At 61.6% G+C, this 17,150-nt stretch carries 15 protein-coding genes; 13 read left to right on the forward strand and 2 right to left on the reverse strand.

Translation table 11 applies throughout. The features are described 5' to 3' along the window. The first annotated feature begins 169 nt into the window (after positions 1 to 169). The 3 genes from ACNFCJ_RS10090 to nagZ are packed head-to-tail and all read left to right on the forward strand — an operon-like array spanning position 170 to position 2,464. Positions 170 to 877, forward strand: a complete 708-nt coding sequence (locus ACNFCJ_RS10090) for a TetR/AcrR family transcriptional regulator (protein ID WP_106734867.1) — start codon at positions 170 to 172, stop codon at positions 875 to 877. Positions 878 to 926: 49 nt separating this feature from the next. Beyond that, complete coding sequence (locus ACNFCJ_RS10095; RefSeq protein ID WP_416771130.1) at positions 927 to 1,454, forward strand: L,D-transpeptidase family protein; 528 nt, start codon at positions 927 to 929, stop codon at positions 1,452 to 1,454. A gap of 11 nt (positions 1,455 to 1,465) precedes the next feature. After that, complete coding sequence (gene nagZ, locus ACNFCJ_RS10100) at positions 1,466 to 2,464, forward strand: beta-N-acetylhexosaminidase (RefSeq protein WP_416771132.1); 999 nt, start codon at positions 1,466 to 1,468, stop codon at positions 2,462 to 2,464. 24 nt (positions 2,465 to 2,488) lie between these two features. Here nagZ and ACNFCJ_RS10105 read toward each other — a convergent pair whose 3' ends face one another. Both ACNFCJ_RS10105 and mfd read right to left on the reverse strand, forming a co-directional pair. Further along, positions 2,489 to 3,010, reverse strand: a complete 522-nt coding sequence (locus ACNFCJ_RS10105) for a CsiV family protein (protein ID WP_416771133.1) — start codon at positions 3,008 to 3,010, stop codon at positions 2,489 to 2,491. Between the two features lie 11 nt (positions 3,011 to 3,021). After that, positions 3,022 to 6,459, reverse strand: a complete 3,438-nt coding sequence (gene mfd, locus ACNFCJ_RS10110) for a transcription-repair coupling factor (protein ID WP_416771135.1) — start codon at positions 6,457 to 6,459, stop codon at positions 3,022 to 3,024. A 131-nt stretch (positions 6,460 to 6,590) separates the two neighbouring features. Here mfd and ACNFCJ_RS10115 point away from each other — a divergent pair, with 131 nt between their 5' ends. The 10 genes from ACNFCJ_RS10115 to sthA all read left to right on the forward strand — a co-directional run bounded on the left by ACNFCJ_RS10115 (position 6,591) and on the right by sthA (position 16,962). Beyond that, on the forward strand, positions 6,591 to 8,057 hold the full coding sequence (locus ACNFCJ_RS10115) for a glyceraldehyde-3-phosphate dehydrogenase (protein ID WP_416771136.1): 1,467 nt from the start codon (positions 6,591 to 6,593) through the stop codon (positions 8,055 to 8,057). A gap of 305 nt (positions 8,058 to 8,362) precedes the next feature. Further along, positions 8,363 to 9,700 carry a Na(+)-translocating NADH-quinone reductase subunit A gene (locus tag ACNFCJ_RS10120; protein ID WP_416771137.1) on the forward strand — a complete coding sequence of 446 codons (1,338 nt, stop codon included), beginning with the start codon at positions 8,363 to 8,365 and terminating at the stop codon, positions 9,698 to 9,700. Between the two features lie 3 nt (positions 9,701 to 9,703). Beyond that, positions 9,704 to 10,915 (forward strand): NADH:ubiquinone reductase (Na(+)-transporting) subunit B, encoded by a 1,212-nt coding sequence (locus tag ACNFCJ_RS10125; protein WP_416771138.1) that lies wholly within the window; start codon positions 9,704 to 9,706, stop codon positions 10,913 to 10,915. After that, complete coding sequence (locus ACNFCJ_RS10130) at positions 10,908 to 11,696, forward strand: Na(+)-translocating NADH-quinone reductase subunit C (RefSeq protein ID WP_416771139.1); 789 nt, start codon at positions 10,908 to 10,910, stop codon at positions 11,694 to 11,696. Before ACNFCJ_RS10125 ends, ACNFCJ_RS10130 begins: the two co-directional genes overlap by 8 nt. Continuing rightward, positions 11,693 to 12,367: an NADH:ubiquinone reductase (Na(+)-transporting) subunit D gene (locus ACNFCJ_RS10135; RefSeq protein WP_172825338.1), complete on the forward strand. Its 675-nt coding sequence runs from the start codon at positions 11,693 to 11,695 to the stop codon at positions 12,365 to 12,367. The genes ACNFCJ_RS10130 and ACNFCJ_RS10135 overlap by 4 nt, the downstream gene beginning before the upstream one ends. Then, positions 12,367 to 12,975, forward strand: a complete 609-nt coding sequence (gene nqrE, locus ACNFCJ_RS10140; RefSeq protein WP_013714786.1) for an NADH:ubiquinone reductase (Na(+)-transporting) subunit E — start codon at positions 12,367 to 12,369, stop codon at positions 12,973 to 12,975. The genes ACNFCJ_RS10135 and nqrE overlap by 1 nt, the downstream gene beginning before the upstream one ends. A gap of 15 nt (positions 12,976 to 12,990) precedes the next feature. Continuing rightward, positions 12,991 to 14,214, forward strand: coding sequence for an NADH:ubiquinone reductase (Na(+)-transporting) subunit F (nqrF, locus tag ACNFCJ_RS10145; RefSeq protein WP_013714787.1), 1,224 nt, complete (start codon positions 12,991 to 12,993; stop codon positions 14,212 to 14,214). A 105-nt stretch (positions 14,215 to 14,319) separates the two neighbouring features. Continuing rightward, a complete protein-coding gene (locus ACNFCJ_RS10150; protein ID WP_416771242.1) occupies positions 14,320 to 15,243 on the forward strand; it encodes an FAD:protein FMN transferase in 924 nt (307 codons plus the stop codon). Next, positions 15,240 to 15,470: a (Na+)-NQR maturation NqrM gene (nqrM, locus tag ACNFCJ_RS10155; protein ID WP_416771141.1), complete on the forward strand. Its 231-nt coding sequence runs from the start codon at positions 15,240 to 15,242 to the stop codon at positions 15,468 to 15,470. Before ACNFCJ_RS10150 ends, nqrM begins: the two co-directional genes overlap by 4 nt. A 97-nt stretch (positions 15,471 to 15,567) precedes the next feature. Then, positions 15,568 to 16,962 carry a Si-specific NAD(P)(+) transhydrogenase gene (sthA, locus tag ACNFCJ_RS10160; protein ID WP_143504385.1) on the forward strand — a complete coding sequence of 465 codons (1,395 nt, stop codon included), beginning with the start codon at positions 15,568 to 15,570 and terminating at the stop codon, positions 16,960 to 16,962. Positions 16,963 to 17,150: the final 188 nt, after the last annotated feature.

Below are 17,150 nucleotides of genomic sequence, written 5' to 3' on the forward strand. Positions count from 1 at the left end.
AACGCCCATTTTGCAGATGCCTGTCGTCCGGCTTGTTACCCATGCTGAGTAATCTGCGTCTCTGCTTGTTGTAAGCTGTGACCGGCCGGCCAAAAGACGGCTCATGCGGCTTGACAATTCAGTCGGATGAAACGTATGTTTCAAACAAGTGTTTGTCAGGTGGTAGGTCATGGCTCAGTCGGAAACCGTTGAACGCATTCTCGATGCTGCGGAACAGCTGTTCGCGGAAAAAGGCTTCGCTGAAACTTCATTGCGGCTGATCACCAGCAAGGCTGGGGTCAACCTGGCTGCCGTCAATTATCACTTCGGTTCGAAGAAGGCGCTGATTCAAGCGGTCTTCTCGCGCTTCCTTGGGCCTTTCTGTGCCAGCCTGGAAAAAGAACTCGATCGCCGTCAGGCCAAGTCTGACACCCAGGTTTCCCTGGAGGAGTTGCTCGAGCTTCTGGTCGAACAGGCTCTGGCCGTCAAGCCGCGCAGCGGCAACGATCTTTCCATCTTCATGCGCCTGCTCGGTTTGGCCTTCAGCCAGAGCCAGGGTCACCTGCGCAAATACCTGGAAGAGGTTTACGGCAAAGTTTTCCGTCGTTACATGCTGTTGGTACATGAGGCTGCGCCGCGTATTCCACCACTGGAGCTGTTCTGGCGTGTGCACTTCATGCTCGGTGCTGCGGCGTTCAGCATGTCTGGTATCAAGGCCTTGCGCGCGATGGCCGAGACCGATTTCGGCGTCAACACCTCGATCGAGCAGGTGATGCGGATGATGGTGCCATTCCTCGCCGCCGGTATGCGTTCGGAAACCGGGGTCAACGATCCTGCGTTAGCCGGCGCACAACTCAAGCCCCGGACCAAGACGCCAAGCGCTGCCCCCAAGGTTTGACCGGGCGGCAGGTGGGCTTGGCTTCGTCCTTCGGCTAAGCTAGCGGCCCATGTCCGATCTTGATTTACTCCACATCTCCATTGCTGATCAGGCGCTTTACGGCTTCAGTGCTGGGCGGCTGCTAGCGTGTTTTCCTGTATCCACCGCACGCAACGGCGCAGGTGAGCGTAATGGCTCGGGTTGCACGCCGCGCGGGCTGCATCAAGTGCGCGCGAAGATCGGCGCCGGTCTGCCTCTGGCGGCCGTGTTGCGCGGGCGTCGCTGGACAGGTGAGGTATGGTCGCCGCAACTGCACGAGCAATTTCCCGGCCGTGACTGGATCCTTACCCGCATTCTCTGGTTGAGCGGTCTCGAGTCGGGGCGCAATCGCCTGGGCGAGGTCGATACCTTCCGTCGCTACATCTATCTTCACGGCACCCCGGACACGGAACCCATGGGCGAGCCGTTGTCCCATGGCTGCATCCGTTTGCGCAACGCCGACATGCTGGCGCTTTTTGATCGCGTGCCGCCGCACTGCAGGGTGCGTATCGACGAAGCACCCTGCCCGCAGTGGGGCACAGGCCAAGATTTCACGTAAGGAATAGGTTTATGCAAGGCTCTTTGATGATGGACATCGCCGGCACCTGGCTGACCGCCGAGGATCGCCAGATGCTGCGCCAGCCCGAGGTGGGCGGCTTGATCATTTTCGCCCGCAACATCGAATCGCCGCGTCAGGTGCGCGAGTTGTGCCAGAGCATTCGTGCCGTGCGCCCGGACCTGCTGCTGGCCGTGGACCAGGAGGGCGGCCGGGTGCAGCGTCTGCGCCAGGGCTTTCTGCGTCTGCCGGCGATGCGCGCGATCGCCGACAACGACAATGCCGAAGTGCTTGCCGAGCATTGCGGCTGGCTGATGGCGACCGAGGTGCTGGCCGTTGGGCTGGATCTCAGCTTCGCTCCGGTCCTCGATCTCGACCATCAGCGCAGTCCGGTGGTCGGCAGTCGCGCCTTCGAGGGCGACCCGCAGCGGGCAACCACGCTGGCTGCTGCGTTCATCCGCGGCATGCACCAGGCGGGTATGGCAGCGACCGGCAAGCATTTCCCCGGGCATGGCTGGGCCGAGGCGGACTCTCACGTGGCCATTCCGGTCGACGAGCGCAGCCTCGATGAGATTCGCGCCTGTGACATGCAGCCGTTCAAGCGTCTGGCTGGCGAGCTCGATGCGGTGATGCCGGCGCATGTCATCTATCCGCAGGTCGATGAGCAGCCGGCGGGTTTCTCTCGTCGCTGGCTGCAGGACATCCTGCGCGGCGAGCTGGGCTTCGACGGCGTGATCTTCAGTGACGACCTGTCCATGGCCGGTGCGCACGTGGTCGGCGATGCCGGCAAGCGTATCGAGGCGGCGCTCGCTGCTGGCTGTGACATGGGCCTGGTGTGCAATGATCGGGGCTCGGCGGAACTGGCGCTCAGCGCATTGCAGCGCTTGCAGGTCACCCCGGCCGAGCGACTGCAGCGCATGCGTGGGCGCGGCCACGCGTGCACCGATTATCGTCAGGCGCCGCGTTGGTCTGCGGCGGTGGCTGCGCTCAGAGCGGCGCAGCTGATTGACTGAGGCGGAGAGGCGTAAGCGGCCCGCTTACAGCGGGCTGATGCGCACCAGGGCGCCGAGGCTGCCGTGATCGAGGTAGGTCAGGCTGTTGTCTTTCAGGCGTTGGGCGACTTTCATGTGTTCGCTGCTTTCCAGCAGGCCGTCGGCACTGAAGCGGTTGATCCACAGTTCCAGGTCCAGATCGGCGAAGCGATCCTGGGTGAAGGCGAGGGTGCCTTCGACCGGGTAGTGGCCGAGGTGCGCATCGCCGCTGTTGACGGCTACGCGGCTGGGCGAGGTGCTCAGTGTCTGACTCCAGGCCTTGTGCAGCAGAACCTCATAGCCATTACCCGAGTTGAGCTTGGCTGCTTCGCTGTCGAGGCTTGTGGGGCGCTCGCTGCCGGCGATTGGCAGGGCGGTGCCGGCCCAATCGTCGGGGGCGATCTTCGGCGCGATCACCGCGTCACCGGCCTGGCGGAATACCAGCAGTTCCACCTGATACAGACGTTCGGCGAAAGCGCTCGGGGCGAGCAGGCAGAGCAGCAGGGCGATCAGGTGCAATGGGCGCATGTAGGAGTCCTTCAGGTGGTGGGCGCGAGGCGCTCGAGCAGGGCTTCCAGGGTATTGAAGCGCTCTTCCGCGCGCTCCATGGGCACCTGGATCTTGAAGACGGTGGCGCCTTCGAACTTGTAGCGTTTCGGTTGGGTCTGGATCAGCTTGATCAGCGTCAGCGGGTCGACGCAGGTCTCTGCTGCGAATTCGATGCGGCCGCCCTGTGGTCCGGCGTCGACCTTGGTAATACCCAGCTTCTCTGCCTGCAGCTTGAGCAGGGTCAGGCGCATCAGATTTTTGGTTGGCTCCGGCAACAGGCCGAAGCGGTCGATCATCTCAACCTGCAGCTCCTTCAGGCCATCCTCGTCGCTGGCGTTGGCGATGCGCTTGTAGAGAATCAGGCGGGCGTGCACGTCGGGCAGGTAGTCTTCGGGGATCAGCGCCGGTACGCGCAGGTTGATCTCCGGGCCGCCGCCCAGCGGCTGGTCGAGGTTCGGCTGCTCGCCTTTCTGGATGGCCTTGACCGCGCGTTCGAGCATTTCCATGTACAAGGTGAAGCCGACGGCCTGAATCTGTCCGCTCTGGCCGTCACCGAGCAGTTCGCCGGCGCCGCGGATTTCCAGGTCGTGGGTGGCCAGGACGAAGCCCGCGCCGAGATCTTGGGCGTTGGCGATGGCCTCCAGGCGTTTCTCAGCGTCTGTGGTCATCTGCTTGCGCGGCGGGGTGAGCAGGTAGGCGTAGGCTTGGTGGTGGCTACGGCCGACACGGCCACGCAGCTGGTGCAGCTGGGCCAGACCGAACTTGTCGGCGCGGTCGATGATGATGGTGTTGGCGCTGGGCACGTCGATGCCAGTCTCGATGATGGTCGAGGCCACCAGTACGTTGAAGCGCTTGTGGTAGAAGTCGCTCATCACCTGTTCGAGATCGCGTTCGCGCATCTGCCCATGGCCGATGCCGATACGTGCCTCGGGGACCAGTTCGGCGAGGTCAGCGGCGCATTTCTCGATGGTCTTCACGTCGTTGTGCAGGTAGTACACCTGGCCACCGCGCAGCAGTTCGCGCAGCAGCGCTTCCTTGATGGTCGGCTTGTTGGCTTCCATGACGAAGGTGCGCACCGACAGGCGCCGCGCCGGCGGGGTGGCGATGATCGACAGGTCGCGCATGCCGGCCACGGCCATGTTCAGGGTGCGCGGGATGGGCGTGGCGGTCAGGGTGAGAATATCCACCTCGCTGCGCAGGGCCTTGAGCTGCTCCTTCTGGCGCACGCCGAAGCGGTGTTCCTCGTCGATGATGGCCAAGCCGAGGTTTTGGAACTTGACGTCATCCTGCAGCAGCTTGTGCGTGCCGATGACGATATCCACCTTGCCTTCGGCCAGTTGCTGCACGGCGTCGCCGACTTCCTTGACGCTCTTGAAGCGGCTCATCACCTCGACCTTCACCGGCCAATCGGCGAAGCGGTCGCGGAAGCTGTTGTAGTGCTGCTGGGCGAGCAGGGTGGTGGGCACCAGCACGGCGACCTGCTTGCCGCTGTGTACGGCGATGAAGGCGGCGCGCATGGCCACTTCGGTCTTGCCGAAGCCGACGTCGCCGCAAACCAGGCGATCCATCGGCTTGCCGGCCAGCATGTCGCTGCGCACGGCGTCGATGGCGGCCTGCTGGTCCGGGGTTTCCTCGAAGGGGAAGCCGGCGCTGAAGGTGGCGTAATCCAGCGCCGGGTCCTGGAAGGCGAAGCCTTCGCGGGCGGCGCGGCGGGCGTAGATATCGAGCAGCTCGGCGGCAACATCACGCACCTGCTCGGCTGCCTTGCGCTTGGCCTTCTGCCAGGCTTCCGAGCCGAGGCGGTGCAGCGGCGCAAGAGCATCGTCGCTGCCGGTGTAGCGGGCAATCAGGTGCAGGCTGGCCACCGGCACGTAGAGTTTGGCTTCGTCGGCGTACTGCAGGGCGAGGAATTCGGCGGCCTGGCCATCGAACTCCATGGTCACCAGGCCCAGGTAGCGGCCGACGCCGTGATCGATATGCACCACCGGTGCGCCCTCGCGCAGCTCGGTGAGGTTCTTGATCACGTTGTCGCCGCCTTCGCGGCCTTTCTCGCGGCGCCGGCGCTGCATGACGCGCTGGCCGAACAGCGGGCTCTCGGCGATCAGCGCCAGGTCGTCGAGCAGCAGCCCTTCGTCCAATGGTGCGATGCAGATGTTCAGGCGCTCGCTGCTGGCAACGAAGGCTGGCCAACCCTCGACTTCCTTGGGCTTGAGCTTGAGGCGAGCCAGCAGCTCCAGCAGCACTTCGCGGCGCCCGGCCGATTCGGCGCAGAACAGCACACGGCCTGGATATTCTTCGATAAAGCGGCGCAGCGCTGCCAGCGGCTCGCCGGCCTTGGCCTGGATCGCCAGGTCGGGCAGGGCGCGGGCGTCGAAGCGGGTCTGGCCGACGCCAGGCTCGATATCGTCCTGATTGACCACCACCCGCGGCCAGCTCTTCAGGCGGGCGAAACAGTCCTCCACCGGCAGGAAGATGTCGGCAGGCGGTAGCAATGGCCGCTCTGGATCAACTCGGCGATCCTCATAGCGGCTACGCGCATCTGTCCAAAATTGCTCGGCGGCTTTTTCGATACCGGGCAGGGAAAATACCTGGGTGTCGCCCGGCAGGTAGTCGAACAGGGTGTCCGTCTCTTCGAAGAACAGCGGCAGGTAGTACTCGATGCCTGCTGGGGTGATGCCGGTGGAAAGGTCCTGATAGATCGGGCAGCGACGGAAATCCACGTCGAAGCGCTCGCGAAAGCGCCCGCGGAAATCGGTGACGGCTTTCTTTTCCAGCGGAAACTCACGCGCTGGCAGCAGGCGGATCGACTCGACCTTGTCCACCGAGCGCTGGGTTTCGGGGTCGAAGGTGCGTAGGGTTTCGATTTCGTCGTCGAACAGGTCGATACGGTAGGGCGTGTCGCTGCCCATCGGGAAGAGGTCGATCAGCGCGCCGCGCACGGCGAATTCACCGTGCTCGTACACCGTATCTACGCAGCGGTAGCCGGCGGCCTCCAGGCGCGTGCGCGTCTGCTCCACATCGAGTTTCTGGCCGACATCCAGCACCAGGCTGCTGCCCAGCAGGAAGCGCTTCGGTGCGAGGCGGTGTAGGGCTGTGGTGATCGGCACTACGAGGATGCCGCGGCTCAGCTGCGGTAGACGATAGAGCGCTGCGATACGCTGCGAAATGATGTCCTGGTGCGGCGAAAACACATCGTAGGGCAGGGTTTCCCAGTCGGGGAAGTGCAGCACTGGCAGGTCGGGGGCGAAGAACGCCAGCTCTTCCTGTAGCCGCTCGGCGCTCTGGCTGCCTTCGGTGAGCACCAGGGTGAAGCGTCCAGCGTCGCTGGCCGCTTCTGCGATGGTCAGGGACAGGGCGGCCCCGGGCAGGTTGCCCCACTGTTGTTTGCCGGCGCTGGCCGGTAGAGACGGAAGACGCAGTACGGACACGGGCGGCTCACGGTCGTGACGAAAGGCCGGGAATTGTAGCGGGGCTTGCTGGTCAATGTCAGTCGCGACAGGCGCGCATTGCTCATGCTCGCGCGCACCGTCATAATGTAGCCCCTTTTTTCAGCCCCTACATGTGGAAGGTACTGCCCGTGACTCAGAAGCCCGACCAGTGTCTCGGTGAATGGATCGATCGTGAAGCCCTCGCGGAAGCGATGATTCCGCTGATTGGTCAGCTCTATCGCAACAACAATGTGGTGACCTCGATCTACGGCCGTGGCCTGATCAATCGTTCGGTCATCGACATCCTCAAGGCTCACCGTTTTGCCCGTCACCGCCTGGCTGAAGAAGCCGAGCTGTCGGTGCACGACACCTTCCCCATGCTCAAGGCCATGAGCGAGCTCAAGCTGGGCGCTGCCTCGGTTGATCTGGGCAAGCTGGTTGCCAAGTTCAAGGCCGAAGGCGCTGGTCGCGGCGTCGAGCAGTTCGTCAAGGACGAGCTGGCCGATGTGGTCGGCAAGCAGAACGGCGCTGGTCGTGAAGGTACCGACGTTGTGCTGTATGGCTTCGGTCGTATCGGCCGCCTGCTGGCGCGCATCCTTATCGAGAAGACCGGTGGTGGTGATGGCCTGCGTCTGCGCGCCATCGTCGTGCGCAAGGGTGCCAGTAACGATCTGGTCAAGCGTGCCAGCCTGCTGCGTCGTGACTCGGTGCACGGCAAGTTCAACGGCACCATCACCATCGATGAAGAGAACAACACCCTGACGGCCAACGGCAACCTGATCCAGGTGATCTACGCCAAGGATCCGAAGGAAGTCGACTACACCCAGTACGGCATCAAGAACGCGCTGCTGGTGGATAACACTGGTGTGTGGCGTGATGCCGAGGGTCTGGGTCAGCACCTGGCTTGCCCTGGCGTCGATCGCGTCGTGCTCACCGCGCCTGGCAAGGGCGCGCTGAAGAATATCGTGCACGGCATCAACCACAGCGAAATCACCGCTGAGGACAAGATCATCTCCGCTGCGTCCTGCACCACCAACGCCATCGTGCCGGTGCTCAAGGCGGTCAATGATCAGTACGGCATCGTCAATGGTCACGTCGAGACCGTTCACTCGTACACCAACGACCAGAACCTGATCGACAACTTCCATAAAGGCAGTCGTCGTGGTCGCAGCGCCGCGCTGAACATGGTCATCACCGAAACCGGCGCGGCTACCGCTGCTGCCAAGGCGCTGCCTGTGCTCAAGGGCAAGCTGACCGGCAATGCCATTCGTGTGCCGACGCCGAACGTGTCCATGGCCATTCTCAATCTGAACCTGGAGAAGGCCACCACGCGCGAAGAAATCAACGAGTACCTGCGCCAGATGGCCATGCACTCGGATCTGCAGAAGCAGATCGACTTCGTCAGCTCGCAGGAAGTGGTATCGACCGACTTCGTCGGCTCGCGTCACGCCGGTGTAGTGGATGCCGAAGCCACCATCGCCAACGATAACCGCGTTGTACTGTACGTCTGGTACGACAACGAGTTCGGTTACAGCTGCCAGGTGGTGCGCGTGATGGAAGACATGGCCGGGGTCAATCCGCCAGCCTTCCCGCGTTAAGCGTCAGGGTCAAAAAACGGGAGCTTCGGCTCCCGTTTTTTTATGCCTGAAATCTGCCCTGGCGAAGTTGTCGAGTTGATCTCGAGCAGTATCGAGTTTGTTGCGCCCTGTTACCGAAAGGCCAAAAAAAGCAAGCGCTTGGGTGGTCAGTGCCGGGGGGCGTCTTTATAATCAAGCGGATTTTTTACCCAGGTTTGGCGCCTTCCTCCACGCCCATATCGTATTGGCGTGGTCGGGTCTATTAGACCTTCGGTAGCGCCGCCTGTCCTATAAAAAGCTTTCTAAATCAGTGGTTAGGCAAACCTATGATCAAACTAAAGCATGGGCTTGATTTGCCCATAACGGGTGCGCCGGCACAGCGTATCGAGGCCGCCAGGCCCGTACGCAGTGTCGCTGTCATCGGCTTCGACTATCACGGGATGAAGCCGACGATGGAAGTGCAGGTCGGTGACCGGGTTAAGCTCGGTCAATTGCTGTTTACCGACAAGAAGACACCCGGCGTGCGCTATACCGCTCCCGCTGGTGGCGTGATCAGCGCCATCCATCGTGGTGAGAAGCGTGTCCTGCAATCCGTGGTCATCGACATTGATGGCGACGAGCAGGAGACCTTCGCTCAATATGCTGCCGACCAGCTGGATTCGCTGACTGACGAGCAGGTTCGCGAAAACCTGCAGCAGTCTGGCCTTTGGACCGCTCTGCGTACGCGTCCGTTCAGCAAGGTGCCGGCGCTCGATGCCGTACCGAGTTCGATCTTCGTGACCGCAGTCGACACGCATCCGCTCGCCGCCGATCCTGCTGTGATCATCGGTGAATATGCCGCTGATTTCGAAAATGGCCTCAAGGTTCTCGGTAACCTGGCCAAGATCTTCCTGTGCAAGGCCGACGGCGCCAATCTGCCTGGCGAGAAACTGGCCAAGGTACAGAGCGAAGCCTTTGCTGGCCCACATCCGGCAGGTCTGCCGGGGACTCACATCCACTTCCTCGACCCGGTCAGCATCGGCAAGAGCGTCTGGCAGATCGGTTACCAGGACGTGATCGCGGTGGGCAAGCTGTTCACCACTGGCCAGCTGTTCGTCGAGCGCGTGGTAGCACTCGGCGGCCCGGTTGCCGAAAAGCCGCGTCTGCTGCGCACCCGCCTGGGCGCCAACCTGGAAGAACTCACCGCTGGTGAGCTCAAACCAGGTTTCAATCGTGTGATTTCCGGCTCGGTGTTCGGCGGTCGTACCGCTCAGGGTGCCTTCGCCTTCCTCGGTCGTTACCACAACCAGGTGTCCTGCCTGGTGGAAGGCAATGACCGCGAGATGATGCATTACCTGCGTGCCGGGGTTAACAAACACTCGGTACTGAACGTGTTCGTCTCCAAGCTGGCCAGCGCCAAGCTGTTCAACTTCACCACCACCACCAACGGCAGCCCGCGTGCCATGGTGCCGGTGGGCAACTACGAAGCCGTGATGCCGCTGGATATCCTGCCGACTCAACTGCTGCGCTATCTGATCGTTGGCGACACCGAGATGGCTCAGAAACTGGGTTGCCTGGAGCTCGACGAAGAAGATCTGGCGCTGTGCACCTACGTGTGCGCTGGCAAGTATGAATATGGCCCGATCCTGCGGGACAACCTCACCCGCATCGAGAAGGAGGGTTAATCCGTGGGCATTCGTGCATTCCTCGACAAGATCGAGCACAACTTCGAAAAGGGCGGCAAGTACGAGAAGTGGTATGCCCTCTACGAGGCCATCGACACCTTCTTCTATCGTCCCGGCAGCGTGACCAAGACCACTGCTCACGTGCGTGATGGCATCGACCTCAAACGCATGATGATCACCGTGTGGCTGTGCACCTTCCCGGCGATGTTCTTCGGCATGTGGAACACCGGCTACCAGGCCAACCTGATCTTCGCTCAGAGCCCCGAGCTGCTGGCGAGCCAGGAAGGCTGGCGCTTCGCTCTGATCGGCTCGCTGGCCGGTTTCGATCCGAACAGCCTGTGGGACAACTTCATTCAGGGCGCGGCTTATTTCCTGCCTGTCTACGCGGTGACCTTCATCGTCGGCGGCTTCTGGGAAGTACTGTTCGCCTCGATCCGCAAGCATGAAGTCAACGAAGGCTTCTTCGTCACTTCCGTGTTGTTCGCCCTGATTCTGCCGCCGAGCATTCCGCTCTGGCAGGTCGCCCTGGGCATCAGCTTCGGTGTGGTGATCGGCAAGGAAGTGTTTGGTGGTACCGGCAAGAACTTCCTCAACCCGGCTCTGACCGGCCGCGCATTCCTGTTCTTCGCCTATCCGGCGCAGATGTCGGGTGATGCGGTCTGGACTGCGGTCGACGGCTTCGCTGGCGCCACTTCGCTGAGCCTGGCGGCTTCCGGCGGCATCGAGAACGTGATCAACAACGGCATCACCTGGATGGACGCTTTCTTCGGCACCATTCATGGTTCGATGGGTGAAACCAGTACTCTGGCCATCGCCATCGGCGGCCTGGTTCTGCTGGTCACCAAGATCGCTTCCTGGCGCATCGTCGCTGGCGTGATGCTGGGCATGATCGGTCTGAGCCTGCTGTTCAACACGATTGGCTCTGCCTCCAACCCGATGTTCGCCATGCCCTGGTACTGGCATCTGGTGGTGGGCGGCTTCGCCTTCGGCATGTTCTTCATGGCCACCGACCCGGTGTCGGCCTCCATGACCAACACCGGCAAGTGGATCTTCGGCGCCCTGATCGGCGTGATGGTCGTACTGATCCGTGTGGTCAACCCGGCCTTCCCTGAGGGCATGATGCTGGCGATTCTGTTCGCCAACCTGTTTGCACCGCTGATCGACCACTTCGTCGTTCAAGCCAATATCAAGCGGAGGCTGGCGCGCAATGTCTAGTCAAAAAGAATCCACCGTCCGCACGCTGACGGTGGCCGTGCTGGTGTGCCTGGTGTGCTCGGTGTTCGTCGCCGGCGCTGCCGTGGCACTGAAGCCGACCCAGGTTGAAAACCGTCTGCTGGACAAGCAGCGCAGCATCCTGTCCATTGCCGGCCTGGGTGAGGCAGGCATGTCCGGTGCCAGGGTCAAGGAAGTGTTCGACAGCACCGTCACTGCCAAGCTGGTGGACCTGGAGAGCGGCAAGTTCTCCGATGCGTTCGATCCGCTCACCTTCGACCCGCTGAAGGCCGCCAAGGACCCGAAAACCTCCGATGCTCTGAAGGGCAGCGAAGACATCGCCGGGATCAAGCGTCAGGAGCGTTACACCACCGTTTACCTGGTGGAGAAGGACGGCGAAATGGAAACCCTGATCCTGCCGGTGCGTGGTTATGGCCTGTGGTCGACCCTGCACGGCTTTATAGCGGTGAAAGGGGATCTGAACACCGTCGTGGGCATGGGCTTCTACCAGCATGGCGAGACCCCCGGCCTCGGCGGCGAGGTGGACAATCCGAAATGGAAAGGCCAATGGCCCGGCAAGACCCTGTTCGATGAAAACGGCAAACTCGCCGTACAGATCGTCAAGGGCGGTGTCGATCCGCAGAGCCCGCAAGCTACTCACCAAGTCGACGGCCTGGCCGGCGCCACTCTGACCAGCGTCGGTGTGGACAAGCTGCTGAAGTTCTGGCTCGGCCAGAACGGCTTCGGCCCGTTTATCGCTAACCTGCGTGCAGGGGAGGCTTGATCATGTCGCAGCCGACTATTAAAGAAGTCCTGCTCAACCCGATCTTCAACAACAACCCCATTGGCCTGCAGATCCTCGGTATCTGCTCGGCCCTGGCGGTCACGTCCAATCTGCAGACCGCGCTGGTGATGTCCGCCGCGCTGACGCTGGTGACCGGTTTCTCCAACCTGTTCATCTCGATGATCCGCAGCCAGATTCCAGGCTCGATCCGCATGATCGTGCAGATGGTGATCATTGCCTCGCTGGTGATCGTGGTCGATCAGGTGCTCAAGGCTTATGCCTTTAGCCTGTCCAAGCAGCTGTCGGTGTTCGTCGGCCTGATCATCACCAACTGCATCGTGATGGGGCGTGCCGAAGCCTTCGCCATGCAGAACCCGCCCGTGCTGTCGTTCTTCGACGGCATCGGTAACGGTCTGGGCTACAGCGCCATGCTGATCGCTCTGGGCATCATTCGCGAGTTGTTCGGTGCGGGCAAACTGATGGGTTACGAGGTCTTCTCGGTGGTCAACGATGGTGGCTGGTACCAGCCCAACGGCATGCTGCTGCTGCCGCCTTCGGCGTTCTTCCTGATCGGCCTGTTCATCTGGGCAATCCGTAGCTGGAAGAAGGATCAGGTCGAGGCCAATGCCTACAAGATGGCACCTCAGGTATCCAGCAAGGAGGCCTACTAATGGAGCACTATCTCAGTCTGCTGGCCAAGGCCGTGTTCGTCGAGAACATGGCGCTGGCCTTCTTCCTCGGCATGTGTACCTTCATCGCCATCTCCAAGAAGGTCGAGACTGCAATCGGTCTGGGCATCGCGGTGATCGTGGTACAGGTCATCACGGTACCGGCGAACAACCTGATCTACACCTACCTGCTCAAGGATGGCGCGCTGGCATGGGCTGGTCTGCCTGAGGTCGACCTCAGCTTCCTGGGGCTGCTCAGCTACATCGGCGTGATCGCGGCCATCGTGCAGATCCTCGAGATGCTGCTGGATAAATACGTACCGGCGCTATACAACGCGCTGGGTGTATTCCTGCCGCTGATCACCGTGAACTGCGCCATCATGGGCGGCACCCTGTTCATGGTCGAGCGTGACTACAACCTGGCCGAAAGTACCGTGTACGGCTTTGGTTCGGGTCTGTCCTGGGCGCTGGCGATCGCTGCGCTGGCCGGCATCCGCGAGAAACTCAAGTACAGCGATGTACCGGCTGGCCTGCAGGGTCTGGGCATTACCTTCATCACCATCGGTCTGATGTCGCTGGGCTTCATGTCCTTCTCCGGCGTGCAGCTGTAAGGAAAGGATGAACAGATGAATTACGAAATCTTCCTCGCCATCGGCATGTTTACCGCTATCGTCCTGGCGCTGGTGGTGGTAATTCTCGCTGCCCGCGCCAAGCTGGTTTCCAGCGGCGACGTGAGCATCGAGATCAACGGCGAAAAAACCATTGTGGTACCGGCTGGCGGCAAGCTGCTGCAAACCCTGGCCAACCACAACATCTTCCTGTCTTCCGCTTGCGGCGGCGGCGGTACCTGCGCCCAGTGCAAGTGCATCGTGGAAAGCGGTGGTGGCGAGATGCTGTCCACCGAAGAGTCGCACTTCACCAAGCGTGAGGCCCGTGAGGGCTGGCGCCTGTCCTGCCAGACGCCGGTCAAGCAGGACATGAAGATCGAAGTGCCTGAAGAGGTCTTCGGCGTCAAGAAGTGGGAGTGCACCGTCGAATCCAACCCGAACGTCGCCACCTTCATCAAGGAGCTGACGCTGAAGCTGCCGGAAGGTGAGAACGTCGACTTCCGCGCCGGTGGTTATGTGCAGCTGGAATGCCCGCCGCACACCGTGTACTACAAGGACTTCGACATTCAGGAGGAGTATCGCGGCGACTGGGACAAGTTCAACCAGTGGAAGTACGTGTCCAAGGTCGACGAGACCGTGATCCGTGCCTATTCCATGGCCAACTACCCGGAAGAGCGCGGTCTGGTGAAGTTCAACATCCGTATCGCCTCGCCGCCCCCCGGCAAGGACGATCTGCCGCCGGGCAAGATGTCTTCCTACGTGTTCAGCCTCAAGCCGGGCGACAAGATCACCGTGTACGGCCCCTTCGGTGAGTTCTTCGCCAAGGACACCGACGCCGAGATGGTCTTCATCGGTGGTGGTGCCGGCATGGCGCCGATGCGTTCGCACATCTTCGACCAGCTCAAGCGACTGAAATCCAAGCGCAAGATCAGCTTCTGGTACGGTGCGCGCTCCATGCGCGAGTCGTTCTACAACGAAGAGTACGATCAGTTGGCCGCGGAAAACCCGAACTTCGAATGGCACCTGGCGCTGTCCGACCCGCAGCCGGAAGACAACTGGACCGGTCTCAAGGGCTTCATTCACAACGTGCTGTACGAGAACTACCTGAAGGACCACCCGGCTCCTGAGGATTGCGAGTTCTACATGTGCGGCCCACCCATGATGAACGCCGCAGTGATCAAGATGCTTACCGACCTGGGCGTCGAGCCGGAGAACATCCTCCTCGACGACTTCGGCGGCTAACGCATGAGGTCTGCTGTACTCCAGCCCGTTATCGCTGTCGCCCTGGCGGCAGCCCTAACGGGCTGCTTGCATTCTGAACGGATCGAAGAGTTCGGTGGCCCGACCATGGGCAGCACCTATTCGATCAAATACGTCCGCAGTGAAGGTGTCGCGCCGCAAGCCGAACTCAAGGCCGCGACCGAGGCGATCCTCGCCGAGATCGATCTGCAGATGTCCACTTATCGCGATGATTCGCTGATCGAGCAGTTCAACCGGGCGCCGGCTGGTACCTGCCAGGCCATGCCCAAGGGCGTGCTGGATCTCGTGCGTGCCGGCAATCGCCTGCACGAGGAGAGTCAGGGCTACTTCGACCTGACGCTGGAGCCGTTGCTCGACCTCTGGGGTTTCGGACCCAAAGGGCAGGGCGAGGCCGTGCCGGACGCTGAACGCCTGGCTGAAGTGCGCCAGCGGGTCGGTCAACAGCACCTGAGCATCGAAGGCGAGCAGCTGTGCAAGGACGTCGACGTGGAAGTCGACTTCAACAGCATCGCTGCCGGTTACGCTGTCGATCAGATCGTCGCGCGTCTGGGCGAGCTGGGCGTTACCAGTTATCTGGTCGAGGCCACCGGCGAGCTCAAGGCGGCAGGCTTCAAGCCCGATGGCAGCCACTGGCGTATCGGCCTGGAGGCGCCGCGTAATGATCAGCGCGTCGCTCAGCGCATCCTGCAGCTCGATGGTTACGGTATTTCCACCTCTGGTGACTATCGCAACTACTTCGAAGAGAACGGCCAACGCTATTCGCACACGCTCGATCCGCTGACCGGCAAACCGGTCAATCACAAACTGGCAGCTGTCACGGTGGCCGATCCATTGACCTTGCGCGCCGATGGCTTGTCTACTCTATTGATGGTGCTGGGGCCGGATGCCGGCATGGCCTTCGCCGAGCGCAACGGTATCGCGGCGTTTTTCGTGACGCGTGAGGGCGAGGGCTTCGTCACACAGGGCACGACCGCATTCGAGCAGCTATTCGCTGCAGGAGATAAGCAATGACGTTTCTGGTGGTATTTCTGACCATGATCCTGGTCGTCGGCATGATGGCCGTCGGCGTGATCATGGGGCGCAAACCCATCGCCGGCTCCTGCGGTGGCATCGCCAATCTGGGTATCGAGAAAGAGTGCTCGATCTGTGGTGGTAGCCGTGAGAAGTGCGAAGAGGTCAATCGCGACAACGGCGAAGCGCCCAACACCGACCTGGCTTACGACGCGAGCAAGCGCTAAGCCAGGCGGCATGCTTTGATAGCCGGCAGCTGTAATCCACTGCCGGCCCTGCCGAGGGTGCGCCACAAGCGCTCCGGCCTGATCTGAAGGAGTAAACATGGCGGTCTACAACTACGATGTGGTGGTGCTGGGCTCCGGCCCGGCGGGCGAGGGCGCGGCAATGAACGCGGCCAAGGCCGGGCGCAAGGTGGCCGTGGTGGACAACCGTCCGCTGGTCGGTGGCAACTGTACCCACCTCGGCACCATCCCCTCCAAGGCGCTGCGCCACTCGGTGCGGCAGATCATGCAGTTCAACACCAATCCGATGTTTCGCCAGATTGGCGAGCCGCGCTGGTTCTCCTTCCCCGATGTGCTGAAAAGCGCCGAGAAGGTGATCGCCAAGCAAGTCACTTCGCGCACGGGCTACTACGCGCGCAACCGCATCGACACCTATTTCGGAACAGCCAGCTTCGCCGACGAGCAGACGATCGAAGTGGTCTGCCTCAATGGCGTAGTGGAAAAGCTTGTGGCCAAGCAGATCGTCATCGCCACCGGCTCGCGTCCCTATCGCCCGGCCGATGTCGATTTTCGTCACCCGCGTATCTACGATAGCGACACCATTCTCAGCCTGGGTCACACGCCGCGCCGCCTGATCATCTACGGAGCGGGCGTGATCGGTTGCGAGTACGCCTCGATCTTCAGTGGCCTGGGTGTGCTGGTCGACCTGATCGACAACCGCGATCAGTTGCTCAGTTTCCTCGACTCGGAAATCTCCGACGCGCTCTCCTACCACCTGCGCAACAACAACGTGCTGATTCGTCACAACGAAGAGTACGAGCGCATCGAGGGGGTGGAGAACGGCGTGGTGCTGCATCTGAAATCGGGCAAGAAGATCAAGGCCGACGCCCTGCTGTGGTGTAACGGCCGTACCGGCAACACCGATCAGTTGGGCCTGGAGAACATCGGCATTGCGGTCAACAGCCGTGGCCAGATCCAGGTCGACGAGTACTACCGCACCGAGGTCAGCAACATCTACGCCGCCGGTGACGTGATCGGCTGGCCGAGCCTGGCCAGTGCTGCGGCTGACCAGGGCCGTTCCGCTGCCGGCAGCATCGTCGAAAATGGCAGCTGGCGTTTCGTCGATGACGTACCGACCGGCATCTACACCATTCCGGAGATCAGTTCGATCGGCAAGACCGAGCGTGAACTGACTCAGGCCAAGGTGCCTTACGAAGTGGGCAAGGCCTTCTTCAAAGGCATGGCCCGTGCGCAGATCTCGGTCGAGCCGGTGGGCATGCTGAAGATCCTCTTCCATCGTGAAACCCTGGAAGTGCTGGGCGTGCACTGCTTCGGCTATCAGGCCTCGGAGATCGTCCACATCGGTCAGGCGATCATGAATCAGAAGGGCGAAGCCAACAGCATCAAGTACTTCATCAACACCACCTTCAACTACCCGACCATGGCCGAGGCTTATCGGGTTGCCGCGTTCGACGGCCTCAACCGGCTTTTTTGAGCGGCTCCGGCCGGCGGCCTGAGCCGGTCGGGGAGGCAGGCTGGGTAGTGGCTTCCGAGTGGCGCTGGCCGAATCGGGAGAGCTTCTAGCGTCTCAGGCGGCAGCAAACGACAAAACCGGCCTAGTGCCGGTTCTGTCGTTGTTGGGCGCTGTACTCGTAGCCCGGATTGCATCCGCGCTAAGCGGCT

The organism is Pseudomonas sp. NY15364 (genome assembly GCF_048068235.1).
Lineage (GTDB): Bacteria > Pseudomonadota > Gammaproteobacteria > Pseudomonadales > Pseudomonadaceae > Aquipseudomonas > Aquipseudomonas mendocina_D.